Genomic DNA, 23,304 nt, shown 5'->3' with positions numbered 1-23,304 from the left:
TGTAGCATCAAACGCAATTTTTCAGCCCCGGGCGATCTGCTTGCAGCAGCGCTTCGCTATCGCATTGACCATCGCCTTTACCATCGCCCCACAGATCCCCGACTTCTAGCTAAATTATCCTAGATTATCTGTGATGATGTGAGAAGTCGGGGATCTTGCAGTTACAGTGAGTTTAAAAGCGTAATTGCTCGTTCATAATTAGCGGTATTACCTTGAGTGAGGAATAATTCCGCTGCTCTTTGGAAGTTTTCCCTAGCTTTGTTGATGTCTCCTAGGTTATAGTAAACAATACCGCGATTGGTGTAAGCTTCAGCTAAATTAGGATTAATCGCAATAGCTTGGGTGTAATCAGCCACTGCTAAATCCCATTTTTGCTGCCTACCGTAAACAACACCGCGATTGTAGTAAGCTTCAGCTAAATTAGGATTAATCGCAATAGCTTGGGTGTAATCAGCCACTGCTAAATCCCATTTTTGCTGGTTATTGTAAACATTACCGCGCCAAATGTAAGCTTCAGCTAAATTAGGATTAATCGCAATAGCTTGGGTGTAATCAGCCACTGCTAAATCCCATTTTTGCTGCCTACCGTAAACAACACCGCGATTGTTGTAAGCTGGAGCATAATTAGGATTAATCGCAATAGCTTGGGTGTAATCAGTCACAGCTAAATCCCATTTTTGCAGGTCAGCGTAAACATTACCGCGATTGTTGTAATCTGGAGCATAATTAGGATTAATCGCAATGGCTTGGTTGAAATCAGCCACAGCTAAATCCCATTTTTGCTGGTTACGGTAAACATTACCGCGATTGTTGTAAGCTTCAGCTAAATTAGGATTAATCGCAATGGCTTGGTTGAAATCAGCCACAGCTAAATCCCATTTTTGCTGGTTAGCGTAAACAACACCGCGATTGGCGTAAACCGGAGCTAAATTAGGATTAATCGCAATAGCTTGGGTGTAATCAGCCAATGCTAAAACCCATTTTTGCAGGTCAGCGTAAACAAGACCGCGATTGTTGTAAGCTAGAGCATAATTAGGATTAATCGCAATAGCTTGGGTGTAATCAGTCACAGCTAAATCCCATTTTTGCAGGTCAGCGTAAACATTACCGCGATTGTAGTAAAAAGCAGGACGGGGACTGAGTTTAATCGCCTGATTGATCGCCAACTCAGCCTCTGCATACTTCTTCAAATCAGACAACACCACAGACTTCTGATTATACAAATTAGGATTACCATCCTCCAGCTTAATCGCCTGATTGATAGCAGTCAGCGCCCTATCCAGTTGCTGTAATTCCCTATAAACTGCACTCAGATAATACCAAGCTGGGACAAAATCAGGTCTAGCCTTTACCGCCAATTCCCACGCTGCTGCTGCTTCCTGGAATTGTCCATCCGACCATAAAGCCAAACCCTGACCATAATAAGCCAAATCAATAAACGCTGGTTTTTGGGCGATCGCCCGCTCAAAAGCCTCTACCGCTTCACCATAGCGACCTAACCGCCACAATTGATTCCCCCGTTCAATCCACGAACGAGGATCAGCATTCTCCTGGGGAACCGGAGTAAAGAGAATCGCGGCCTGTATCGATAACTCATCCCCCCTTGTTAACTCCCGTGGTCGTGTATCTTCCACCCGTTGCGGTCGAGTATTCCATCCCGGTGCTAAAGCTAAAAAGGTACTAATGGGAATCCCTAAACTATTACCTATCTGGATATTATTACCGACAACACCCTCCGCTTCCCCATGAATCCCAATTACTCGTCCTTGGGTATCCAGCACCGGACCCCCACTCATCCCACCAGAGGTAATACTGGTGTAAACTAACTCATATCCACCCCTTAAAGCTCCCGCAGGTTGACCCACAGCTTGTAATAATTGCGCTCCGGGGTCGTTGTTAGTTCGGGAACTTGACAGGGTAGTTCTAACTAACCCCTGTTCCCTACTCCAAGTTTGTCCCAATGTCAACCGCCAGGGTGAACTTTTCCCCAGTATGGGATACCCCGCTGTTAACATATATTGATTATCTTCAGTCGGATATTTAGCTAAGGTAGCAACTGCATAAGTTTGGTTACTCCTGAATTTAACTACTGCTAAATCCACCCCTTCATTAGATTGAATACTATCGGGTTCTACTGGATGTGTTTGACCATCTGCGGTGACAATGGTGTAAGTATGGGGGCGACATTCTCCCCCTCCCTGTATCTTCTCACACACCACATGAGCTGCAGTCAGGACTGTGTAAATATTTCCTTCCTTAGCAATAATCACACCTGAACCATTATTTTCACCACTAATGTCAATCTTGACAGTAATTTGTTTAGCTTTTTCCTCTAATTCCTTTAACCACCCTGTTAATGGTATTTCTGGGACATCATAACCGGTGCGCTGCGTCTGGGTTTGCTGTTGGCGTTGGCGTTGGGGTAACCCATAAGCAGTTAACACCTCTGGTTTCACCGCATCTAACACGCCACTTACGGGGATTCCCCAACTATACCCACGCCATTCCTCAATTTCTGCTGCTGTGGGTTCTTGTCCATCAGCACGGACATAACCTAAATTTAATATAGGGTATTGGCTCATACCATTAATGCCTAGTAAATAACCGTAGGCGCTGAGGATAGCACCGCCGCTCATCCCCTGCTCAATGTCGCTGTCGTAGCCAATTTCATAACCGTCTTTTAAACTCGGTTGGGAGACAATTTTTTTAACTCTTCCTGGTCTAAATACTATATTATTTTCTGCACTGGGGTATCCCCCGGCCATGACTGGGGTATCTATATCAATATCAAAGTTAGTAATTTCTGGTGGTAAGCAATATTGCTGATTTGAGTTAAATTCTAATATAGCTAGGTCTAATTGACCAAGGTTAGTATCAGGAAGCAGTTTAGCTGGATGAGTTTTACCGTCTGGTGTTTGAATATTTAGGTTTTTGGGGTTAATTCTCTTGACTACATGGGAGTTGGTGACTACTAAGTAAGAGTTACCTGCTTGAGCTAAAATTGTCCCTGATGCTGCGTCACGTTCTCCCCTGACTTTGACTGTGATTTGTCTCACAAGCTGTTGTAGTTGTGTTTGGGAATATGTTCCGGTTTCTGGGTTTTCTTCTGGTTCAAGTTGACATTTATCGGGTATGGGGGGTTTTGAGGTTTTGCTGTGGGTGATTTCCCCTAGGACGGGAAGGGGTAGGAGTAATATACAGGTAATAATGGCGAGGTGGGGTTTCATGAATGCTTGGGGGGGTAAGTTGAGGGGATGAGGGTGTATTTACTATATGTGCTGTTAAACGCAAAGGGGCGCAAAGGTACGCAACAGATCCCCGACTTCTAGCTAAGTTATCCTAGATTGTCTGTGATGATCTGAGAAGTCGGGGATCTTGCACCCCCTCCCACAGATCCCCGACTTCTTCCATAACCTAGGGAGTTATTGAATATTTGGGAGAGAAGTCGGGGATCTTGCACCCCCTCACAGATCCCCGACTTCTAGCTAAGTTATCTTAGATTGTCTGTGATGATGTGAGAAGTCGGGGATCTTAACCAAAGTTATCTTAGATTGTCTGTGATGATGTGAGAGGTGGGGGATCTTAATCTGTCACCTATTCGGTTACATCCTCTACTGGAGCACTTTCTAAATAAACACCGAAATTTAAGTACTTCTGGTTATTCACGGTTTCCCACATTCGTGAGTTAGTAGTTTGCGAGACTCCTTCTGTAGTTCTACCGGATGCAAGTTCGATCAGTTGTTCTAAAACTGTTTGGGGGTCGCTTCCGGGTTTGACTGTAAATAATTGATTCCTACTATTGCAGGTTTCAGGGGATTGAGCAGCGCAAATCACTCCTAACCCCTTAATTTGACCCACGGTCATATATCTTAACCGATCTTGATTGTAAAAATCTTGGAATCTTTGACTGATTACTTCACAGCGTTTTTGGGGTGTCCACACAGTATTGGGGAAGGAGTCAGATTCCCAAGCAATGATTGGTTGATACCGTCTCGATTGTGGAATAAACGCCACGGTGGCGGGAACTTTCCGCAGTCCGTCAGTGCGGGGGGTAATTGAGCGACAAATAAAGTTGACTTGCTTGGCTGTAGTTTGACTCGCAGCAGGGGGAGCACTGAGGGTAAATGTCAGTGCTGTTAAGGCTACAGCGCTAGTTAGTTTTGGTAGATGCATGGCTTTAAGTTTGATATAGATGGGGACATGGGGAGATTACTTAAGCATCCAGGTGGAAATACATAAACCTGTGACGTATGTATATTCTACATTGTTCCCAAGGTTTTTGGTTAAATTACTGTTAATTAAGAAAATATCTTTGAGTTTCCCCAGTTATCTTGGGCTGTGTGATGTGTGCGGTTGTGAGTTTTAGATCCCGGACTTCTGAGAGGATGTTTGTCAAGTCATGATTAGTGTATCAACTATTGTTTCACCCCACCCCCTTCCTTACAAGGGTAGGTTTTTAATATGATCTGTGAAAGCAAGACTACCGAAGACAAGGAAGGAAAGTGGACAAGGAAGATTTTATACGGACAATGGTCTTTTAATGGGCTATTTTTCTTACTAAGAATACAGACTTTGTACTGGTTTTCTCCCTGGTCACCTTGTCCACCTTGTCCACCTTGTCTTGTCCTTGTCAGGGGAGGGGACTGGATTTTATTATTTTTTGTGTGTTCGGTGTGTTCCCTGTTCCCTGATCCGGTGTTCCCTAAGATAAAAATTACCTGTTGAAAACTTATCAAACATCCTCTGATGGCGTGGGTCAGATATCACAAATTTCAGGGGCTACAACTAACTTTACTTATAGGCGATAAAGTATGTGTAGATGCACAAATAACTATCTTGAGGAAAAAATATATATGACAAACTACCAAGAAACCGTAATCAGTGATGAACTCAACCCAGAGACGGTGACCATTAACCACATAGAAGTCATTGAAAATGTCATTGAATCTCTAGAACAAGATGATAGCGCTATGGTTAGTCACCCGTCAGGAGGAGGTTATCTGTGGAAATTTAGGTACGGGACTGTGGACGTATTTGTACAATTGAATGGACAAAACGACGATGATACTATCACGGTTTGGTCGGCGGTGCTTAAGTTACCTGCTCGGGATGAGGCTAAGTTAATGCGTCATCTTTTGGAAATGAACTGCTCTAGCACTTTAGAAGCCCGTTTTGGTATTGTTGAAAGTCAGGTAGTGGTGATATCAACACGCACTCTGGAAGATTTATCTCCTGCGGAGGTCTCACGGTTGATTACCATTGTGGCAACTATTGCTGATGAGAATGATGAAGTTTTGCAATCTGAGTATGGTTCTGCCTAGGATTATCTGTTATAGCAGCTTACTTATGTAAGGCGGGTAGTATACCCACTCCACAGGATTTACCCAGGATTTTTTCGGGTTTTGGCTGCGAGTCCTGGGATTTTCGTGATAAATTGTCTTTTTTTGCAACTCTCTAAATATCAGTGTTGAACCCAATTGAAAACTTGCATAGTCCGCAGGTGTGGCGACTAATTCCTTGGTTAGAAGCTGCGGGGGATGTGCAGATGGCTATTGACAGATGGTTGTTAGAACAGCATAAATCTGGAGACCATCCCCCAACTCTGCGATTTTACACCTGGTCGCCACCTGCTATTTCTCTGGGTTATCACCAACGCCAATACCCGGAATTGTGGCAGAATTTGATTTGGCGAGGACAGCAGTTAGACTTGGTGCGCCGTCCTACTGGTGGTAGGGCTGTGTTACATCAAGGTGATTTAACTTATACTGTGGTTACTTCGGGCATTACTGGTAATCGTCTACAGATATATGAGAAAATTTGTGAGTTTTTAATTCAAGGATGGCGATCGCTTGGTGTGGAATTGTCCTATGGTACTGCAGGGCGGGGCTATATCCACAACCCTAACTGTTTTGGTACGGCGACAAGTGCAGATTTACTGTTACCCAATGGTGCTAAACTGATTGGTAGCGCCCAAGTACAAAAAGGTGGGGTAATTCTCCAACATGGTTCAATGCCTTTACACCAGGATGCTCAATTGTTTACTCAGGTGTTTGGTACAGAACCTATCACTACTATAGAACTTCCTGGTAATTTGAGTCTAGATACAATTATCAGCGCCTTGATTACCGCCGCTTGTAATTGTTTTGCTATGGAGATACAAGTACAACCCCTTTCTCTGTGTGAATGGGGGGAAATTACCGCCAAAATTTAAACCCCAAGGCAGAATTTTATTGACTACCAATAAAACTGTGTTTACTATTATAGCATTTACCATGCTCGTGAGGTACAATTTTTTTTAGTTTGAGGGAACACCGGAACACCGGAACAGGGAATAGGGAACAGGGAATAGGGAATTGGTGTGTACTTCATGAGCCTGAAAAAGGCAAGATCATATTTTATCCCGAATCTGCAAGCAATTATTTATCACGAAAATGCCAACTAATATCATCATTCTCGTTGCTGCTGTAATTGTCGCCTTGATTATTTTCCGGGCATTGTTTAAAGTATTAAAAACATTTATTAGTAGTGCGATCGCTGTTTTTGTGATCATCGTGATTTTGAATACCTTTGGTTTTAGTCCCGACGACCTGATACAAGAAATCAACAAGCTTCCAGAACTTCTCAGCAACTTCTTTAATGGGGAAACTTGAAACAATACAGCAGAATTAAGGTAAATCACCTCTAAGAGGATGTTTGCAAAGTCATGATTAGTGTATCTAATATTATTTAACCCCACCCCCTTCCTTACAAGGGTAGGTTTTTAATATGATCTGTGAAGGCAAGACCACCGAAGACAAGGAAGGAAAGTGGACAAGGAAGATTTTATACGGACAATGGTCTTTTAAGGGGCTATTTTTCTTACCAAGAATACAGACTTTGTACTGGTTTTCTCCGGTGGTCACCTTGTCCACCTTGTCCACCAAGTCTTGTCCTTGTCAGGGGAGGGGATTGGATTTGATTGTTTCGGTTCCCCATTCCCCATTCCCCATTCCCCATTCCCTGTTCCCTGTTCCGGTGTTCCCCATTCCCTGTTCCCTAAAATAAAAATTACCTGTTTAATACTTGACAAACAACCTCTAATGTGTAATTGACTTAGCAATTGTTCCTAATTGCAACCCTGGGGGATAGCTACCATCTTCCTTAATACGCTGAACATCCTCATCAGTAAGGCGTAAATTTAATTTTTGCGCCAACTCCCGCACAATATCCCCCCGGTCAATCACACCCGCAACTGTACCAGCTGGCGAAAGCACGGTAATTCGGGGTAAATGCTCATTTTCCAGCTTGTTAATCACCTCAGCGAAAGAAGTCGATTCAGCTACGCAGGGGATTTCTGCTAAGGGATGCACTATAGTTTGTAGAGTGCGGTTTTCCCATTCACCTCTGTCTACCAGGCGTAAATCATCAATACTAACCATACCCTGATAACGCCCATCAGCTACAGCAAAGTAGATATTGGCAGCGTTAGTATCCAATAGGTAAGAATCAGCAAAATTACGTAAACTTTGACCCGCATCAACTACGCGGAAATCACGAGTCATCGCATCCCTGGCTAATAACTTCAGCAAAGTTTCTTGTAAGGTAGTTACACGGTCATAGCTGTTAGCATTACGCACAGCAAACCAACCAATTAAAGCAATCCATAAGCCAGTAATTAACTCGCTAGTCAAAAAGTCTACAACAAATCCCAAGGCGATCGCACTGTAACCTAAAATTTGCCCAGCCCTCGCAGCCCAGTGTACAGCTTGAAAGCGGTCTCCTGTCATTTGCCACACCGCAGCCTTCAAGACTTGTCCGCCATCTAGAGGTAAACCGGGAATGAGGTTAAACAGGGCGACAACTAAATTAATTCTTGCCAAATCTGTAACCATAGCCGACACAGGGCTAGTTGCCGGTGTAATATTAGTAGTTACAGTAAACAGCAAAAATAGGGCGATACTTACCAAAGGCCCAGCGATGGCGACTTGAAACGCCTTAGCGGGGGTTTTTGATTCCTCTTCTATAGCCGCAATACCACCAAAGAGAAATAGAGTAATAGAATTAACTTTAATGCCTTGCGATCGCGCTGCCAAGCTGTGACCCAACTCATGTAATAATACTGAAGTAAACAGCAGTAGCGCCATGACTATCCCCGCACTCCAAGCAATGGTAGTACCCCATTGCTGGTAAGCCATACTAAAGTTAAGGGTAGCTAACCCTAAAACTATAAACCATAGTGGATCTAAAAATAGTGGGATGCCAAATAAAGAGCCAATTTTCCAACTTTGCATGATCTTGTCCTAGTTGAGTGTTCACTGATAACTGTCAACGGCCAGCAGTTAACCGTCAACATATTTGTGTGTGTGATGAGGGACAACCAGATACCTTACTTCTAGGTTGACATATAACTAACCCCCAGTACAAATGACTGAGGGTGGGGATTTCCGTCGTGTGATATCCGATTGACCTAGATTCCCAATACTTGGGGCTAATGTAGACAGAAACAAAATTAAATAATACCCAGATTAGTCAGTCCCAAAACCGCACCCACACCAATGATATGACCAGCACTCATAGCCGCCAAGAAGCAGCCAATACTAGGATTATTGAACAGTCCCGACAAAGGTAAAGGCATTTTATTACCCACCTGTGGGTAACTAATAGTGCGGGGAATAATTAAAAGACATAACAGACAACTGCCAATAATAATAGCAGTAGCAATCCAATTCGATGTAGTACCAGTGTTGGGAACCGTCACTTGAACTGTTAATAAGATTGATGAGATCATAGTTCTTTGTCAGGGATAAACAAGCTAATGTAGCTATACTGCTCCTGAAAAAGTTTCTCCATCCTCCCTCAAAGGTTAGGTTAGTATTTATAGCCTTTTTCAGGCTCATGAAGTACACACCAATTCCCTGTTCCCTGTTCCGGTGTTCCCTGTTCCCTCAAACTAAAAAAATTGTACCTCACGAGCATGGTAAATGCTATATCTTGTAGATAAAATTCATATGCGGGTAAAAATTTGCGGTATTACTCAACCACAACAGTCTGTAGCGATCGCTTCCCTAGGTGCAACCGCACTAGGATTTATATGTGTACCCACATCGCCCCGCTATGTTACCCCAGAGCAAATTCAGGCGGCGGTGGCGCAATTACCAGTAAATATTGACAAAATCGGGGTTTTTGCCAAGGCTAGCATTCCTGAAATTATCCAGATAGTCAAGAGTGCTGGATTGACTGGTGTACAGTTACACGCAGACGAAACCCCAGAATTTTGCTGTATTTTACGTCAAAGTCTGCCCAATATCGAAATCATCAAAGCCTTTAGAATTCGCAGTTTAGAGAACCTCATGGCAACAGCCAACTATACAGACCATATAGACACAATACTACTAGATGCCTATCATCCCCAACAATTAGGAGGTACTGGACAAACTTTAGACTGGGAAATGTTAGAGAAATTTAGACCTAATTGTCCTTGGTTGTTAGCTGGGGGACTAACCCCAGATAATATAGTAGCTGCATTAAGTCAAGTCAAACCCGATGGGATAGATTTATCTAGCGGTGTAGAAATTAAACCAGGAGATAAAGATTTAAACAAAGTAGCGCTGCTGTTTGAGATATTAGGGAGACCATTTTGATCACCCACCTGGGTTAAATAAATACCCAGTACTCAAGATTTTAGACTTTAAAGAGCGCCAGCACTGGGCATGAGGGTTAATTCATCAATGACAGCTTGCTGTGGTAGTAAGGCTGTGTAGAGAATTGACTGAGCAACGATTTCTGGCGTTAACATTTTTGAACGGTCAAAATCCGACTGTACGGTGTCTGTATCCCACAATTCCGTATTCACAGCACCAGGGCAAATTGCAGTGACCCGAATCCCATGGCTGCGTTCTTCTTGTGCTAGGGTTTGACTCAAGGCCAGTAAGCCCGCTTTACTGACGCTATAAGCTCCCCAACCAGGAAAAGCTTGCTTTCCGGCAATGGAGGCGACGTTAATAATCATACCTTGTTTTGCTTGTCTCATTCCCGGCAAGATAGCCATACAGCATTCAAATACACTGGTGAGGTTCAAGTTAATGACTTGCTGCCAATCTTTTAGGGGGGTTTCACTTAAGTTTGCTGTGTATGCTATACCCGCATTGTTGACTAAGATATCTATGCCGCCAAAATCAAGGGCGATGTCTTGAATTGCTGCTTTTACTTGAGACACATGAGCCAAATCCACAGAGTAAGCCTTGGCTGCTACTCCTGTATCCCTAGCTGCTGCGGCTACTATCTCCAACTTGTCTAAAGAACGGCTGACTAAAGCGACATCAATTCCCGCTTTGGCAAAGGCTAATGCCGTTGCTTTGCCAATTCCACTACTAGCCCCAGTAATTAGGGCGCGTCGTTTTTCCCAACTCATGCTTTCTCCAAATTTTTGCGCAACTAATTATGGAAATTTTGGGGCTTGTTAAAGTAATTTTCAGCAAGCAATTTTTAGTAAATGATCAGTGATTACTAAAGAACAGACAAACCACCCGCTAAATCCAGTTGATTTGCTAAAAATACAAAAAACCTATGGCTGTTGAAATTTTTAACCATCTTTGGGTAGCCATAGGTATTATAGCATTGCCGATGAGCAATGGGGTGATTTTCTGGTGGTATCAGTGGATAGATTCAGTAAAAACACCAATTTTGCGAAATTTTTCATAGCGCAGTTGCCGGCGCTCTTGAGATGTTAAGCGGTTGAGTTCTTCCAAGTTGTCTAATAAGCTTTGCTTAAGAGTTCTGGCCGCTTCTAGGGGATCGGAATGAGCGCCACCAATGGGTTCAGGTAATATCTCGTCAATGATACCCAAGTTTTTTAGGTCGTGGGAAATGATTTTTAAAGCCACAGCTGCTTGGGGGGATTTGCTGGCATCTTTCCACAAAATCGCCGCGCAGGCTTCCGGGGTGGCAACGGTATAAACGGCGTGTTCAAACATCATCAGGCGATCGCCCACACCAATACCTAAAGCGCCACCAGATCCACCTTCGCCGATGACTGTGCAGATAATGGGCACATCAAAACAAAACATTTCCCGTAAATTATAGGCGATGGCTTCTCCTTGACCTTGATGTTCAGCTTCTATACCCGCCCAAGCCCCTGGGGTGTCGATGAAAGTTATAATCGGCATCCCAAACTTGTGAGCGTGTTCCATCAAGCGCAGGGCTTTCCGGTAACCACCGGGGGAAGCCATACCGAAATTCCGGGCGACATTATCCTTGGTGTCGCGGCCTTTTTGATGACCTAACATCACCACTGGCTGCCCGCCCAAACGACCTACACCACCAACTAAAGCCGGATCGTCGCCACCGCAGCGATCGCCGTGTAACTCCATCCACTCATCACTGATGGACTGGATATAGTCAAGTGTACTAGGGCGACGAGGATGACGAGCAACTTGCAGACGTTGGGAAGGCGATAAATTACTAAAAATTTCTTCCCGTAGTTGCATAGCCCGTGTTTCTAATTTGCGAATTTCACCAGAAACATCAACGCCATTTTCTGCTGCCAGTTGCCGAATCTGATCAATTCGGTTTGCCAGTTCTGCTAGTGGCTTTTCAAAATCTAACAGTAGTGGTTTGCGCTCGGTAGTTGGCATCTTACAAATTCAGAGTTTTGAGTGTTAATTTTCCCCGTCCTTCAGGGCGGGGCATAGGGTGGGGATGTTGGGGCTGACTATAGGCATTTCCAGTCACTAGTTAAGGACTAATGACTCAACTAGCAGTGGTCTAAACCCGTGTTTTATAGATGCTTGACCAATCTGCTCCATTTTGTCTACGGTAATCTGATTGCGCCCCCAAGAAAAGTTCGTGTACAACTTCTCAAATTCAAGCAGCATTGATTCAGCAAAGCAAGCGAACAACTGGCGTGTGGGAACATCCATATTGACTATTTTCATAATTTTCCAGTCAATATCGAGAGAATGTTCCACGATGCCACCGTTTAGCACATGAACCCCACTCTGCTGAATTTTAGTAGCTAAATTTTTCGGATAGCCACCGTCAATCAGCAAACAAGGCTGCTTCAAGACTTGAAAATCAATTTCCAGACCTTTGGGCATACTGGCGACCCAAACGACGATATCAGCTTGGGGGAGTGCTTCATCTAAACCCATAATTTTCCCCCTTCCCAATTCGGCTTGTAACTCTGTTAGACGTTCATGGTTACGGGCGATGAGCAAAAGTTCTTTGACATCTGTTCTGATATTAAGCCAGCGTGTCACTGCACTGCCAATATCTCCAGTAGCGCCACATATAGCAACAGTCGCTTTCGACAAATCAATTCCTATTTGTTTTGACGCTTGTTCCACCTGGCGACAAATGACGTAGGCTGTGTGAGTATTCCCGGTGGTGAAGCGTTCAAACTCTAGTTTGATGTTGCGGACTTGCCTAAATTGCTCCAATTTAAAGTTTTCAAAAATAATTGAGGAAAATCCCCCCAAGGCCGTAATATTTATGCCATGCTTTTGAGCATGAGCCATGGCGTTGAGAATTTTGCGTGTTGCTGCCTTTATGCGCCGATTGGCTAGCATTTCCGGCAAAAAACAAGATTCTACATACCGTCCTTGGATTGTCTGCCCAGTTACACTGGTAACCGTGATTTCATCGACAATTTGGGGCGGGGCGCTGCACCAAAAATCTAACCCTTGATCGGCATATTCTGGGTAACCCAATTCTTGGGCTACCGCTTGGGCGTGTTCTAAACTAGTCAAATGTCCAATTAGACCAAACATGTATTGATGTATTAGGCGTATGCTTTGTCGAAAGCGTTGAATAAGTGGGGAAGAACTAAATACCAAGCAATTAGTAATATTGCCTTTTTCTTTTTTGCTTCGGAAACCCTAGGCCAACGGAAATACCGGGGAAAAGTAATTCTTCATTAAGAAAATCTTAATGTATTCTGGTTTCTTGATATCACTTTCACAAGGATGACACAAAGCGTAAGATGCATCACGGAGAAAACTAGGCAGTGCTAAATTCCGGTAAGTATTTTAAATTCCGTATTTTGCCTGCCCCTAGGCACTTATTAAGCGGCTGTGAGTCCATAGGCAGACATCCGCATAATGTCCCTCGTCGTGAATCCAATGTTACTCAATGCTTCACCGTATTGAATCATGAAGTCTTCTACTAAAGCTTCTTTTTCCATGGCCAAGACGTGGGCATCATCTTCTACCTGGTTGAGCATTTTCCAAACAATGGGTAGGTTTTGGCGGTTGGCTGCTTCTAATTCAGCTTTCGATTCTGTAAAGTTTTCTTTCAACCACACCTCTCCAAAGTTGAGGTGACTATACTCATCTTTGACTACTCCCTCAGTGATTTTACGGGCAAAATCATCGGCAACGGGAATGTAAATGTTATATGCTGCGATCGCAAAGCATTCAATAATCAAAGACTGAATCAGCAAGCAAGTCACCACTTTACCCTCAGCTGCGGCTGTTTGGAAATTGGCGTGGAGTTGAGCGAAGAACTCCTGAGCAAACTCCATATTTGGTGTAACTTTTAGATTACGCCCACAAGCCTCAAAACCCTTTTTGTGGCGATTTTCCATTTTAGATAAACGAATGAGTTCATCTTTACAGTCTGGGAGCATTTGAGCCAATGTGATGTAATTTTCATAAGCTTCTTGTTCCCCCTCAATGACAATAGCATTGATGCGACTGTAAGCATCTTTGTATTCTTCACTGTGGAAATCAATTTCTAACTCGGCTGTAAGTTGTTGCATGGTGTGTTTACTCCGGTAAACTTGAATCATTTGATACAAAAATTTGATTGTCCCTGATAGATTTAGGGTAATCATCACTATGGTTTAATTTAACTTAACAAGTCACTATGTTATAGATTAACTCTTGCTGGGGACGATGCTCTAGTAGTAGAAAACAAAGCTTGGATGCACAACTCATGCCTAAACCTTGGAATCTAAAATCTGGCAATTTTTTGCGACTAGGAGTGCTGCTATTGGGGGCATTGATTGTCCTATTCCCCTTGCTAGTGGTCTTCCTCACCTCTTTTGCACCTCCGGGAGCTACTGTAGAAATTTCAGCCAAAACTAACTGGTCTTTAGCTAATTACCGCGATGCCTGGCAGCGGGGTCAATTTTTACTAGCGTTTGCTAATTCTACCTTAGTGGCGATCGCTGTGACAGCCTTTCAAATGGTCACTTCTGCCTTAGCGGGTTACGCCTTGGCCAGATTGAAATTTCGTGGTAAACAAGCGCTGTTAGTGGTTGTTTTGGCCACTTTAGTAATTCCCTTCCAATTACTGGTGATTCCCATCTTCTTAGTTTTAAAGTGGGGACACCTGATTAATACTTATGGGGCGCTGATTTTACCAACTGCTGTCAATGGCTTTGGGATTTTCCTATTACGTCAGTATTTCCAAACAATTCCCGTAGAGTTGGAAGAAGCAGCAAGCATAGACGGAGCGAACCGACTGCAAATTTTATGGCGAGTCATGTTACCTTTAGCCCGTCCAGCCTTAGTCACACTGTTTCTGTTTACCTTTATTGCCGAATGGAACGATTTGTTTAAACCGTTGGTATTTACAACCAGACCGGAATTGAGAACAGTGCAATTAGCCTTAGCAGAGTTTCAAGAACAATTCACAAATAATTGGCCTTTGATGATGGCGGCGGTGACTATAGCCACCGTACCGGTAATAGTCTTATTCCTCATCGGCCAGCGTCAGTTTATTCGTGGTATTGCCGCCACAGGGATTAAGAATTGAGTATGGGCTAATTCGTTTCCTGGATTTGTACGCGGATGGTGTGTTGAGTAGCACCACTGAGCTGTAGTTCCATGACTTCACCACCCAGAGGTTCGATGCAAGTCAGGAGCGATCGCAACTGGGGTGTACTAGCACCAGTATCTACATAGAGCCGGTCTGCTAAGTTAGCGATGCGCTTCCAATTCATGTACAACTTGGCAATTGTTTGTTCTATTTGTGATGCTTGATTAACCAAGTCCGCGGCTAGACTCAAACAGCCGATTCTTTGGGCTTCTTCCAGGGCGGTTTCAATGTCAATATCTGCCTGGGTAAGTGCTTGGACTTGGGCGGCTCCCTTGAGATATTTAGCTAGGTGACGGGCTTCTGAAGTTACCTGCTTGAGAGTATCGACATCTGGATTAGTTGCAATTTCTGCTTGAATAACCCGTTGGTGTGATTCTGGTAGTTTTTCCATTTCCTTCACCAGGGGGGCAATGTAGCGCGCGGGAAGGGAGTTTTCCGCGGCTTTTACCTTCACTGGTTCTGGTAGTAATTCTGAAGACATGGCGGTCGATTCATCGGTGAGTTGGCGCACTTCTCGCCTGGTGATCTGGTCACCTTTTTGCGCCGCTTCACTTACCATCTGCTGAACTTCTGGGACAGCCTTAGAGGTTTCGATAAATGCCCTTTTGCTAAAGTTATTCACTGATTTAGGGTCTAATTTTCCTTCTTCGAGGAGAGTATCAGCACTGTTAGCCAGCTGAATCCAGGTGTATGCTTGACTTTTGCTAATTTCCCGTTCTTTGAGCCATTTGAGAAATCCCGTACCCCGTCCGTCGCCTCCTCTTTTCTCTCGATCGCGGATAGCCCTTAAAATTCGCCCCCGCCAGATTTCTGTTTGCAGGTCAAAGCGATCGCATACCTGCCAAGCTACATCTAGCTGTTGTTGAAATTCTGAGTCTAATATTTCTTCATCTTCTGGGTCTGGTAGTTCAAAGCTGAGGTCGGTTGGTTGTTGCAAAGCCGCTGCTAGGTCGTCGATATATTCGGTATTTTGCACAGTTGATAGGTAACTAGTGGATGCGATAGCGAAGCGCTGCTGCAAGCATATCGGCTTAATTATTACACACTTTTTGAAACTCCCCACAATACCTTGAATACACAAGGGCACTGAGGAAGTTTACCCACGCTACTCACTCAGGACGGGGAGGAGCGGGGAACAATGTTCATTCAAACTAGACTTGATTACCAGATTTAGCGGTAATTTTCTGCAATAGATGACTAATTTTTGCAGCCCTTTGGGGTTGACGCTGTTTTTGTAATAAGGCTTGTGCTTGTTGTAAATTGATTGTTGCTGACTCTAGCTGATTTGCATCCATGAAAACATTTGCTAAACGCAAATAGGCATCTGGATTTTTAGGACTGCGGCGAATCACTTCTTGATATAATTCTGTTGCTTGTTTGACATTGCCTTGCTCCTTAAAAATATCTCCCAAGAGTAAGCGCACGACATCATTAGTGGAGTTGAGAGAAATTACCCGCACAAAAGCTGCTTTTGCTCCCTCATAGTCTTTTTGTTGATAAAGATTTACCCCTTTTTGGAAAGCGTTGGAGGTAATTAAGGTTTTCCAAGAGAAATAACCCAGAATGAGGATAGCGACAATAACTGAGGTTACGGGCCAGAATATTAGGTATTTTTAAAGTTTCTAGCATAATTTTACCCTAAAAGACAGGCAAGAGGGAACATGATATATTCGAGGTAAAAAAGTTTCCAGATAAATTGGTAGAATTGCGCGATCGCAGTTTTGTCTTGTAAGTCTACGGCTAAACTTCGCATCCACATCCCCGCCAGGACTACTAGATGACTAACCACCAAAAATACTGGGTTAATGGCGGTAAAACCCATTACACCAACTAGAGTGACACCCAAATAGCAAAAAGTTAGCACCCATAGGGCCCAAATTAAATACTGCTTGTGGGCCGAGTGCGATGGTGAAAGTATTGATATTGTAAAGGCGATCGCCTTCTATATCAGGGATATCTTTAAAGATAGCGATGGCAAAGGTAAACACCAAGATAAAGATTGTCAGCACCCAAACCGCCAAGGGAATTCCTGGTTTTTGTTCTAATGCTGCATTAAAATGCAAAAATAGCCCCAAATTCACAATAGTTCCCCGCACTGAAAAAATACACAGTGCAGCCCAGAAGGGAAATCGCTTTAGGCGAATGGGTGGTAAAGAATAAGCCGTACCAATTACCAAACTCACAGCCACCATCCCCAAGAGAAAAGGCCCAGTTAGCCCAGCTACAACTAGGGCTAAAATACCCATAACTATGACAATTAACTGACCTTGCTGGCGAGAAAATTCCCCGGATGCTAGGGGTAAATGAGGTTTATTAATCTTGTCAATTTCCACATCTTGGAGTTGATTCAAACCCACAATATAAACATTGCCACATAAACAGGCAATCCACGCACCCAGAACAGAAATGAGTTGCACAAGGGAAAAACCCACAGAGGAGATAGCAACCGCAATCAAATACAAGCCCCACACACTCAAACTTGTACCAATAATTGTGTGTGGGCGGGAAAACTTCCAAAAGGCATAAGCCCAGTTCTTGGAAAAATTAGCAGCATTGGGAGAAATTTGACTCATGAAAGTTATAGATAAAGGAATGGTAAATTACAATTCTTCCCTTACTTATTACCGGATAACAACCCAAAGCGAATCAGGCCACGCTGATAACCATCACGCATTAATCCCAGTGATAATGCGCCTTGAATAGTTGTCCAACCAGAAGTAAGTAAGCCAAAAATCGCCTGGGGGGTGAAGGCCGAATCAATGACAATATTCCAAAATGGAGCCACGGCGGTTGACCAATCAGCAGTGCGAAGATGGTTTAATGGTAGTTGACGGGCGATCGCCTCATATTCCGGTAAGGAAATCACGTAAGGTAGACAATAGACGCGATAAATATCTTGTAAATGCTTTTGTTCATCTGCTGTCAATGGTGCATTCTGGGTGGGACGATGACACCAGGTGACTAGAATCAGCTTACCACCTGGTTTCAAGACTCGATAGCACTCTTGCAAAAACTTAGTTTTATCCGGCATATGTTCGCCACTTTCTAGTGACCATACTAAGTCAAAGGAATCATCAGGAAAAGGCATTGCTTGCGCGTCTGCGACTTGAAATTGAGTCCTACCACTCAAACCGGCATCTTGGGCGCGTTCCTTGGCTCTAGCGGCTTGTACGGGACTCAAAGTAATTCCTGTGGCTTGGGCATTAAACTTACCTGCCAAGTAAAGAGAACTACCGCCAATACCACAACCCACATCGAGAATATTTTCTGCGGTCTGCACCCCAGACCAGTTGAGGACTTCTTCGATTAAATCAATTTGAGCCTGTCGGCGGTTTTTCTGTTGTTCCTGACCATCTACACCGTAGTAGCCATGGTGCATATGTTCGCCCCAAATCTGCTCCCACAAACCAGAGGAAGCATCATAAAATTGCTGTATTTTTTGGTAAAGAGTTTCACTCATGATGAAAGCAGTGTTAAAACAATGCCGAATTTAAATAAACATACTCGTAGGCTACCATGTGTGTTTTTATTTGAATAATAGTGTTTTTTCTTCCAGGGCTGTTAACAGAGTCTATGGTTTCTAGAAGAATTTGTAAGTATTTATCTGTTTATGACCGTTTCTCGCACAGTTTGCTTGGGATTTTTAGCTGTCATCACCGTGGGGACTATCCTGCTGATGATGCCTTTTTCTACTAGCAGTGGTAGTTGGAATGACCCGATTGTGGCGCTATTTACTGCCACTTCCGCCGTTTGCGTCACTGGCTTGGCTGTAGTTGATACTGGTACAGATTTTTCTTTTTGGGGTCAGTTGTGTATTCTGCTGTTGGCTCAAATTGGTGGGTTGGGGTATATGACAACCACCACCTTTCTAATTATGCTGGTGGGGCGGAAATTTAACCTGCGGCAAAAAATCGCCATCCAACGAACTTTAGACCGACCGGGAATGAGTGGTAGCGCCCAAGTTATCCGGTCAATTATTGCCACAACTATGATTTTTGAAATTACAGGTATTTTCTTACTTGTACCGGCGTTTGTTCCTGATTATGGCTGGAGTACAGGAATTTGGCTGGCTATTTTTCATAGTATTTCGGCTTGGAATAATGCCGGGTTTAGTTTATTCCCAGACAGCTTAATGGGATATCAGTCATCTTTCTTGGTAGTGTTTACAATTACAATGTTGATAATTTTTGGCGGTATTGGTTATCAGGTCATCTTAGAAATGTATCTTTGGTTACGCGATCGCCTGCTGAGGAAACCGCAAAGTCTAGTATTTTCTCTAGATTTTAAAGTAGCAGCTAGTACAACAATATTATTGCTATGTCTAGGAACAATGGCGTTTTTTGCCATAGAAATAAAAAATACAGCAACATTAGGTTCAGTTAATTTACCGGCGCAGTTACTATCAGCTTGGTTTCAATCTGTCACTACCAGAACTGCTGGTTTTAATACCATTGATATCGGTAAAATGACATCGGCTGGTCTGTTTATTACCATTGCCTTTATGTTTATTGGTGCTAGTCCTGGTGGGACGGGAGGAGGTATTAAAACTACAACTTTAAGGGTTCTAACCAGCTGTACTAAATCAATTCTTCAAGGCAAGGAAGAGGTTTTATTATATGAACGTAAAATAGCAATATCTTTAATTTTAAAAGCTGTTGGTGTTTTAGTTGGTTCTGTAGGTATGCTAGTGTTATCCACCACGTTAATTTCTCTGACAGATCCAACATTGAGTTTTATTGAACTTTTGTTTGAGGTTGTATCAGCCTTTGCTACTGTGGGTCTGTCTACGGGTATCACTAGTAGCGTCTCAGTACCAGCCAAGCTGATTTTAATCGTCACAATGTATGTGGGACGAGTGGGTGTTTTACTGCTGATGGCTGCTATGTTGGGAGACCCCAGCCCCAGTAGGGTACACTATCCTGAAGAAAATTTACTGGTAGGATAAGGGGAAGCGATGGCAGCAACTTCACCTGATAAAATATGAATGAGTAGGCAAAAAAGTAAAACTTTTCACTAATTTTACTGTGCCTATTCTTACCCTGTTGTCGGGGCGTAAAAATAAGGATAACAAATGTGAATCTGTCATCTATAGGCTTTTTTCGCAGTTTGCGTCGAGATAACCACCAATTTGCTGTAATTGGGTTAGGTCGTTTTGGTAGGTCTGTATGTTCAACATTACATAAGTTGGGTTACCAAGTACTAGCAACAGATGTTGACGAAAAGCTAGTATCAGAAGCATTACATGAGGAGATAGTTGGTCATGCTTTACAGCTAGACTCAACGGAACCCGCAGCACTCAAAGAGGCGGGGATGTTTGAGTTTGACACGGTAATCATAGCTATTGGTAACTACATTCAAGAAAGTATTATTACTACCTTGAATGTCAAAGAGGGAGGTGTTCCTCATGTGGTGGCTAAAGCTTCTAGTGAAGTTCACCGTAAGCTGTTACAACGAGTGGGTGCTGATCATGTAGTTTTCCCGGAATATGAAGCTGGTTGCGCCCTAGCACGCTCACTAACTAAACCATCTATTCTAGACCGATTTGACCTTGACCCAGAGAATAGTATTGTGGAGATGATTGTCCCTGATGAATTTCATGGTAAAACTATCTCTGATCTGCAACTGCGTAACCGTTATGGCTTGAATTTATTAGCCGTGAGTCAGGATGGCAAATTTAAAATCAATCCCGAACCTACTAAGCGATTAGAGCGTGGTACAGCAATGGTAGTAATTGGTCATAACAAAGATATTAATCGCTTGCCAATTTAAATCAGATAAGTTGAACTTGACATCTCCCCTGGTTGAAACACAGGGGATTCTAAACTGATGTTGCTACGCAGGCCTAAGCCATGCTACGCAACGTTTACGATATGATTTACTTAATCTATTAAATAAATCACATTGTTTTGGGAGTGTCAAAGCTCCCCTACCCACCTTGGCTAAGGTTATATTTAGCTGTGTGGCTACTTAGGCAGATCATCTTTTGGGTTTTTCACCATATTTATGGATGATTTCTTATTATAACTGAACAGAAATGCTTTGTCAAAGCTTTTTGTGTTAAGGATACGATAGGATAAATCCTTTTGAGTCACGTTTCATCCCCTCTGTAAAGAGTAGGGGTTCTCCGGCTCCCACTATGTTTTGATAGGAATTACACTTAATATGGGTGTAAAAACCTGTAGATAGAAGTTTGCCTTTTTAGAATGGTTATGGATTTAATACTTGAAGATTTAGCGGCAATTGATAATAAACTTTCCCAACGTTACATTGAGCTTGACCCTAGCGGATATTTCATTATCTATTTAGATCGATCCGCGGGGTTAATTTACGCCAAGCATTTCACAAATGTGATTAATGACCAAGGTTTAGCCGTCGATCCTGAAACCGGGAAGGTCATTCCTGCTAAGGGAAAAGTGGAACGAACTCATACAACGGTTTTTAGTGGGCGGACGGCTAAGGAACTTTGTGTAAATATTTTTGAAGCAACTCACCCCTGTCCAGTGACTAAGTTAGACCATGCGTCTTATTTAGGTCGGGAATTTCTCCGGGCTGAGGTAGCTTTGGTAACAGGGAAAGAGTATCTTCAGGATTAAAGTTAGCCTCCCGATGATGGTTGGTTGACTTGGTAAACAAAGTAAGTAGCCATAGGGATAATGGTAGCAGCAATTAAAAGTCCTACTACCCAAGCAGTGGCGTTACCTTGATCAGTATCTTCGGCTTTGGTAAAGGTACTTTCTACCTGTACGGTTTCCATAACTTGCGGTGGACCGGGATCTGGTTGACCAGAGAGGACGGTAACTAGGCGATCGCTCGCATCTACAAATGCCTGGTTGTATTTGTTACCGTCTCTTAATGGTATAGCTAAAGTTTCTGTAACTACACTTTCGGCAATAGCATCAGTCAATAAAGACTTAACGGACTCACCTGTGAGAATAGCGGTACCATTGGTAACGGTATCTAGTACCAATAATATTTGATTAGCCTGTTCTGCTGGAGTGGGAAACCACTTTTCAAAGAGTGCTTGAGTAAAACTTTCTGGTGTTTCCCCATAATCCAGGCGACGAATGGTGACAAATCGGACTTGGTTACCGGTTTTTTTAGCCAAATCCTCAAAGGCGTTGCTGATTTTACCTTCACTGATGCGACTAATAATCTCACCTTGATCTAAAACCCAGCTATTGGCGGTGAGGTTGGGAATTTGATATACACCTGTAGCCAATACCGGGGTTGCAAATACAGAAGAACCCAGCACGAGCATCAACAAGACGACAATTAGGGGAGCTATATATTTTTTAAGGCTAAATATGGGGTTAAGGAGCTGTTTCATTGGATCCTCTGTTAATGTGTTTAAATACGAAAAGATAGCATTACAGAAGGCTAAAGTCTTTAAATGCGGATTTCATCCCGCCTTCGTGATAACTAATCATGTGGACAATGGTAAACCGGTCAATGTACCAGAACCATTGATCACCTCACCAATTACCACAGCGGATACATCCTGTGATTGAAAGAAATTAATTGTCTGTTCTGCTTGATGGGGTGGTACTAACAGCACAAAACCAATGCCCATGTTAAAAGTATTGTACATTGCCTCGGCACTAACTGAGCCGACCTGAGCCAGCCATTGGAATATAGGGGGAATAGTCCAACTATCAGATTGAATATGAATACTTTGATTTTTACCTAAACATCTGGGTAAATTCTCTGGTAAGCCTCCACCGGTAATATGGGCCATACCATGAATTTCTAACTCAGCTTTCAGCGCTCCCAGAACAGGCTTAACGTAAATTTGTGTAGGTTTGAGGAAAGCTTCCCCTATGGTTTGGCCACCTAATAACTGTGGGCGTTCATCCCAATCTAAAGGGGTGGTGTCAACAATTTTGCGGACTAAACTTAAGCCATTACTGTGTACACCAGTACTAGGAAGTGCGATCGCCACATCCCCAACTTTTACTTGGGAACCATCCAACATCTGGCTTTTTTCCACAATTCCCACACAGAACCCCGCCAAGTCGTACTCACCGACTTGGTAAAAACCAGGCATTTCTGCGGTTTCGCCCCCTAATAAAGCGCAACCCGCCAGTTTACACCCAGCGGCGATACCTGCTACCACTTCCGTGAGCTGCTGGGGTTCTAACTTACCTGTAGCCACATAATCCAAAAAAAACAGTGGTTCTGCACCTGATGTCAACACGTCGTTAACACACATAGCCACTAAATCAATGCCCACTGTATCATGGCGGTTGAGAACTTGGGCGATTTTCAACTTTGTACCCACACCATCAGTCCCGGAAACCAAAACTGGTTCTTTAAAACCGCTTGGTAGTTGGAAGCAACCGCCAAAACCACCTAAACCGCCGATTACTTCCGGTCTAAAAGTGCTGTGAACTAAATTGCGAATTTGATCTACAAAGGCTCTACCCGCTTCAACATCAACCCCAGCATCCCGGTAATCCATACTCATTAGTCATTAGTCATTAGTCATTAGTCATTAGTCCATAGTTC

At 43.3% G+C, this 23,304-nt stretch carries 20 protein-coding genes and 2 pseudogenes; 8 read left to right on the top strand and 14 right to left on the bottom strand.

The window, feature by feature from the left end; translation table 11 throughout:
• Positions 1-161: 161 nt before the first annotated feature.
• Together AC6IZ0_RS03230 and AC6IZ0_RS03225 are read right to left on the bottom strand one after the other, a co-directional pair.
• A complete protein-coding gene (locus AC6IZ0_RS03230) occupies positions 162-3,227 on the bottom strand; it encodes a tetratricopeptide repeat protein (protein ID WP_497725071.1) in 3,066 nt (1,021 codons plus the stop codon).
• A gap of 367 nt (positions 3,228-3,594) precedes the next feature.
• Positions 3,595-4,173 carry a COP23 domain-containing protein gene (locus AC6IZ0_RS03225; protein ID WP_497725070.1) on the bottom strand — a complete coding sequence of 193 codons (579 nt, stop codon included), beginning with the start codon at positions 4,171-4,173 and terminating at the stop codon, positions 3,595-3,597.
• A 680-nt stretch (positions 4,174-4,853) separates the two neighbouring features.
• Between AC6IZ0_RS03225 and AC6IZ0_RS03220 the strand changes: the two genes are divergently transcribed.
• The 3 genes from AC6IZ0_RS03220 (at position 4,854) to AC6IZ0_RS03210 (ending at position 6,650) form a co-directional block, all read left to right on the top strand.
• Positions 4,854-5,321 (top strand): YbjN domain-containing protein, encoded by a 468-nt coding sequence (locus AC6IZ0_RS03220; protein ID WP_271761203.1) that lies wholly within the window; start codon positions 4,854-4,856, stop codon positions 5,319-5,321.
• A 164-nt stretch (positions 5,322-5,485) separates the two neighbouring features.
• Positions 5,486-6,211: a lipoate--protein ligase family protein gene (locus tag AC6IZ0_RS03215; RefSeq protein WP_497725988.1), complete on the top strand. Its 726-nt coding sequence runs from the start codon at positions 5,486-5,488 to the stop codon at positions 6,209-6,211.
• Between the two features lie 220 nt (positions 6,212-6,431).
• On the top strand, positions 6,432-6,650 hold the full coding sequence (locus tag AC6IZ0_RS03210; RefSeq protein WP_271731540.1) for a hypothetical protein: 219 nt from the start codon (positions 6,432-6,434) through the stop codon (positions 6,648-6,650).
• 426 nt (positions 6,651-7,076) lie between these two features.
• Here AC6IZ0_RS03210 and AC6IZ0_RS03205 read toward each other — a convergent pair whose 3' ends face one another.
• Both AC6IZ0_RS03205 and psaK read right to left on the bottom strand, forming a co-directional pair.
• Positions 7,077-8,270, bottom strand: coding sequence for a site-2 protease family protein (locus AC6IZ0_RS03205; protein WP_497725068.1), 1,194 nt, complete (start codon positions 8,268-8,270; stop codon positions 7,077-7,079).
• A gap of 218 nt (positions 8,271-8,488) precedes the next feature.
• The gene (psaK, locus tag AC6IZ0_RS03200) at positions 8,489-8,767 is read right to left on the bottom strand and encodes a photosystem I reaction center subunit PsaK (protein WP_271731539.1); all 279 of its coding nucleotides are present in this window, start codon (positions 8,765-8,767) and stop codon (positions 8,489-8,491) included.
• A gap of 220 nt (positions 8,768-8,987) precedes the next feature.
• On the opposite strand from psaK, the gene AC6IZ0_RS03195 reads away from it, so the two are divergent.
• The gene (locus AC6IZ0_RS03195; RefSeq protein ID WP_497725987.1) at positions 8,988-9,620 is read left to right on the top strand and encodes a phosphoribosylanthranilate isomerase; all 633 of its coding nucleotides are present in this window, start codon (positions 8,988-8,990) and stop codon (positions 9,618-9,620) included.
• 47 nt (positions 9,621-9,667) lie between these two features.
• Here the strand turns inward: AC6IZ0_RS03195 and AC6IZ0_RS03190 are convergent, their stop codons facing one another.
• The 4 genes from AC6IZ0_RS03190 to AC6IZ0_RS03175 form a co-directional block, all read right to left on the bottom strand.
• Positions 9,668-10,390, bottom strand: coding sequence for an SDR family oxidoreductase (locus AC6IZ0_RS03190; protein WP_497725067.1), 723 nt, complete (start codon positions 10,388-10,390; stop codon positions 9,668-9,670).
• A 241-nt stretch (positions 10,391-10,631) separates the two neighbouring features.
• Positions 10,632-11,612, bottom strand: coding sequence for an acetyl-CoA carboxylase carboxyltransferase subunit alpha (locus AC6IZ0_RS03185; RefSeq protein WP_271731537.1), 981 nt, complete (start codon positions 11,610-11,612; stop codon positions 10,632-10,634).
• Positions 11,613-11,708: 96 nt separating this feature from the next.
• Positions 11,709-12,746: a long-chain acyl-[acyl-carrier-protein] reductase gene (locus AC6IZ0_RS03180; protein WP_271731535.1), complete on the bottom strand. Its 1,038-nt coding sequence runs from the start codon at positions 12,744-12,746 to the stop codon at positions 11,709-11,711.
• A 293-nt stretch (positions 12,747-13,039) separates the two neighbouring features.
• Positions 13,040-13,735 (bottom strand): aldehyde oxygenase (deformylating), encoded by a 696-nt coding sequence (locus AC6IZ0_RS03175; RefSeq protein WP_271731533.1) that lies wholly within the window; start codon positions 13,733-13,735, stop codon positions 13,040-13,042.
• Positions 13,736-13,911: 176 nt separating this feature from the next.
• Between AC6IZ0_RS03175 and AC6IZ0_RS03170 the strand changes: the two genes are divergently transcribed.
• A complete protein-coding gene (locus tag AC6IZ0_RS03170) occupies positions 13,912-14,736 on the top strand; it encodes a carbohydrate ABC transporter permease (protein ID WP_497725065.1) in 825 nt (274 codons plus the stop codon).
• A gap of 7 nt (positions 14,737-14,743) precedes the next feature.
• On the opposite strand, the gene AC6IZ0_RS03165 is transcribed toward AC6IZ0_RS03170, so the two are convergent.
• From AC6IZ0_RS03165 to AC6IZ0_RS03150, 4 genes and pseudogenes are all read right to left on the bottom strand, one after another.
• Positions 14,744-15,775, bottom strand: coding sequence for a hypothetical protein (locus tag AC6IZ0_RS03165; protein ID WP_497725063.1), 1,032 nt, complete (start codon positions 15,773-15,775; stop codon positions 14,744-14,746).
• A gap of 175 nt (positions 15,776-15,950) precedes the next feature.
• Positions 15,951-16,428: pseudogene (locus AC6IZ0_RS03160) on the bottom strand (tetratricopeptide repeat protein).
• 4 nt (positions 16,429-16,432) lie between these two features.
• Positions 16,433-17,372, bottom strand: a pseudogene (locus AC6IZ0_RS03155) (homogentisate phytyltransferase).
• Positions 17,373-17,413: 41 nt separating this feature from the next.
• Positions 17,414-18,259: a methyltransferase domain-containing protein gene (locus tag AC6IZ0_RS03150; RefSeq protein ID WP_271731526.1), complete on the bottom strand. Its 846-nt coding sequence runs from the start codon at positions 18,257-18,259 to the stop codon at positions 17,414-17,416.
• Positions 18,260-18,409: 150 nt separating this feature from the next.
• On the opposite strand from AC6IZ0_RS03150, the gene AC6IZ0_RS03145 reads away from it, so the two are divergent.
• The 3 genes from AC6IZ0_RS03145 (at position 18,410) to AC6IZ0_RS03135 (ending at position 21,392) form a co-directional block, all read left to right on the top strand.
• A complete protein-coding gene (locus AC6IZ0_RS03145) occupies positions 18,410-19,744 on the top strand; it encodes a TrkH family potassium uptake protein (protein ID WP_497725061.1) in 1,335 nt (444 codons plus the stop codon).
• A gap of 128 nt (positions 19,745-19,872) precedes the next feature.
• On the top strand, positions 19,873-20,568 hold the full coding sequence (locus tag AC6IZ0_RS03140) for a potassium channel family protein (RefSeq protein WP_497725060.1): 696 nt from the start codon (positions 19,873-19,875) through the stop codon (positions 20,566-20,568).
• Between the two features lie 440 nt (positions 20,569-21,008).
• Positions 21,009-21,392 (top strand): DUF4346 domain-containing protein, encoded by a 384-nt coding sequence (locus tag AC6IZ0_RS03135; protein WP_271731523.1) that lies wholly within the window; start codon positions 21,009-21,011, stop codon positions 21,390-21,392.
• 2 nt (positions 21,393-21,394) lie between these two features.
• Here the strand turns inward: AC6IZ0_RS03135 and psb32 are convergent, their stop codons facing one another.
• Complete coding sequence (gene psb32 / locus AC6IZ0_RS03130) at positions 21,395-22,126, bottom strand: photosystem II repair protein Psb32 (RefSeq protein ID WP_497725058.1); 732 nt, start codon at positions 22,124-22,126, stop codon at positions 21,395-21,397.
• A gap of 96 nt (positions 22,127-22,222) precedes the next feature.
• A complete protein-coding gene (gene purM, locus AC6IZ0_RS03125; RefSeq protein WP_497725986.1) occupies positions 22,223-23,257 on the bottom strand; it encodes a phosphoribosylformylglycinamidine cyclo-ligase in 1,035 nt (344 codons plus the stop codon).
• Positions 23,258-23,304 lie beyond the last annotated feature (47 nt).

This window comes from Anabaenopsis sp. NIES-4685 (assembly GCF_059725405.1).
This window is presented reverse-complemented; position numbering and strand designations above follow the sequence as displayed.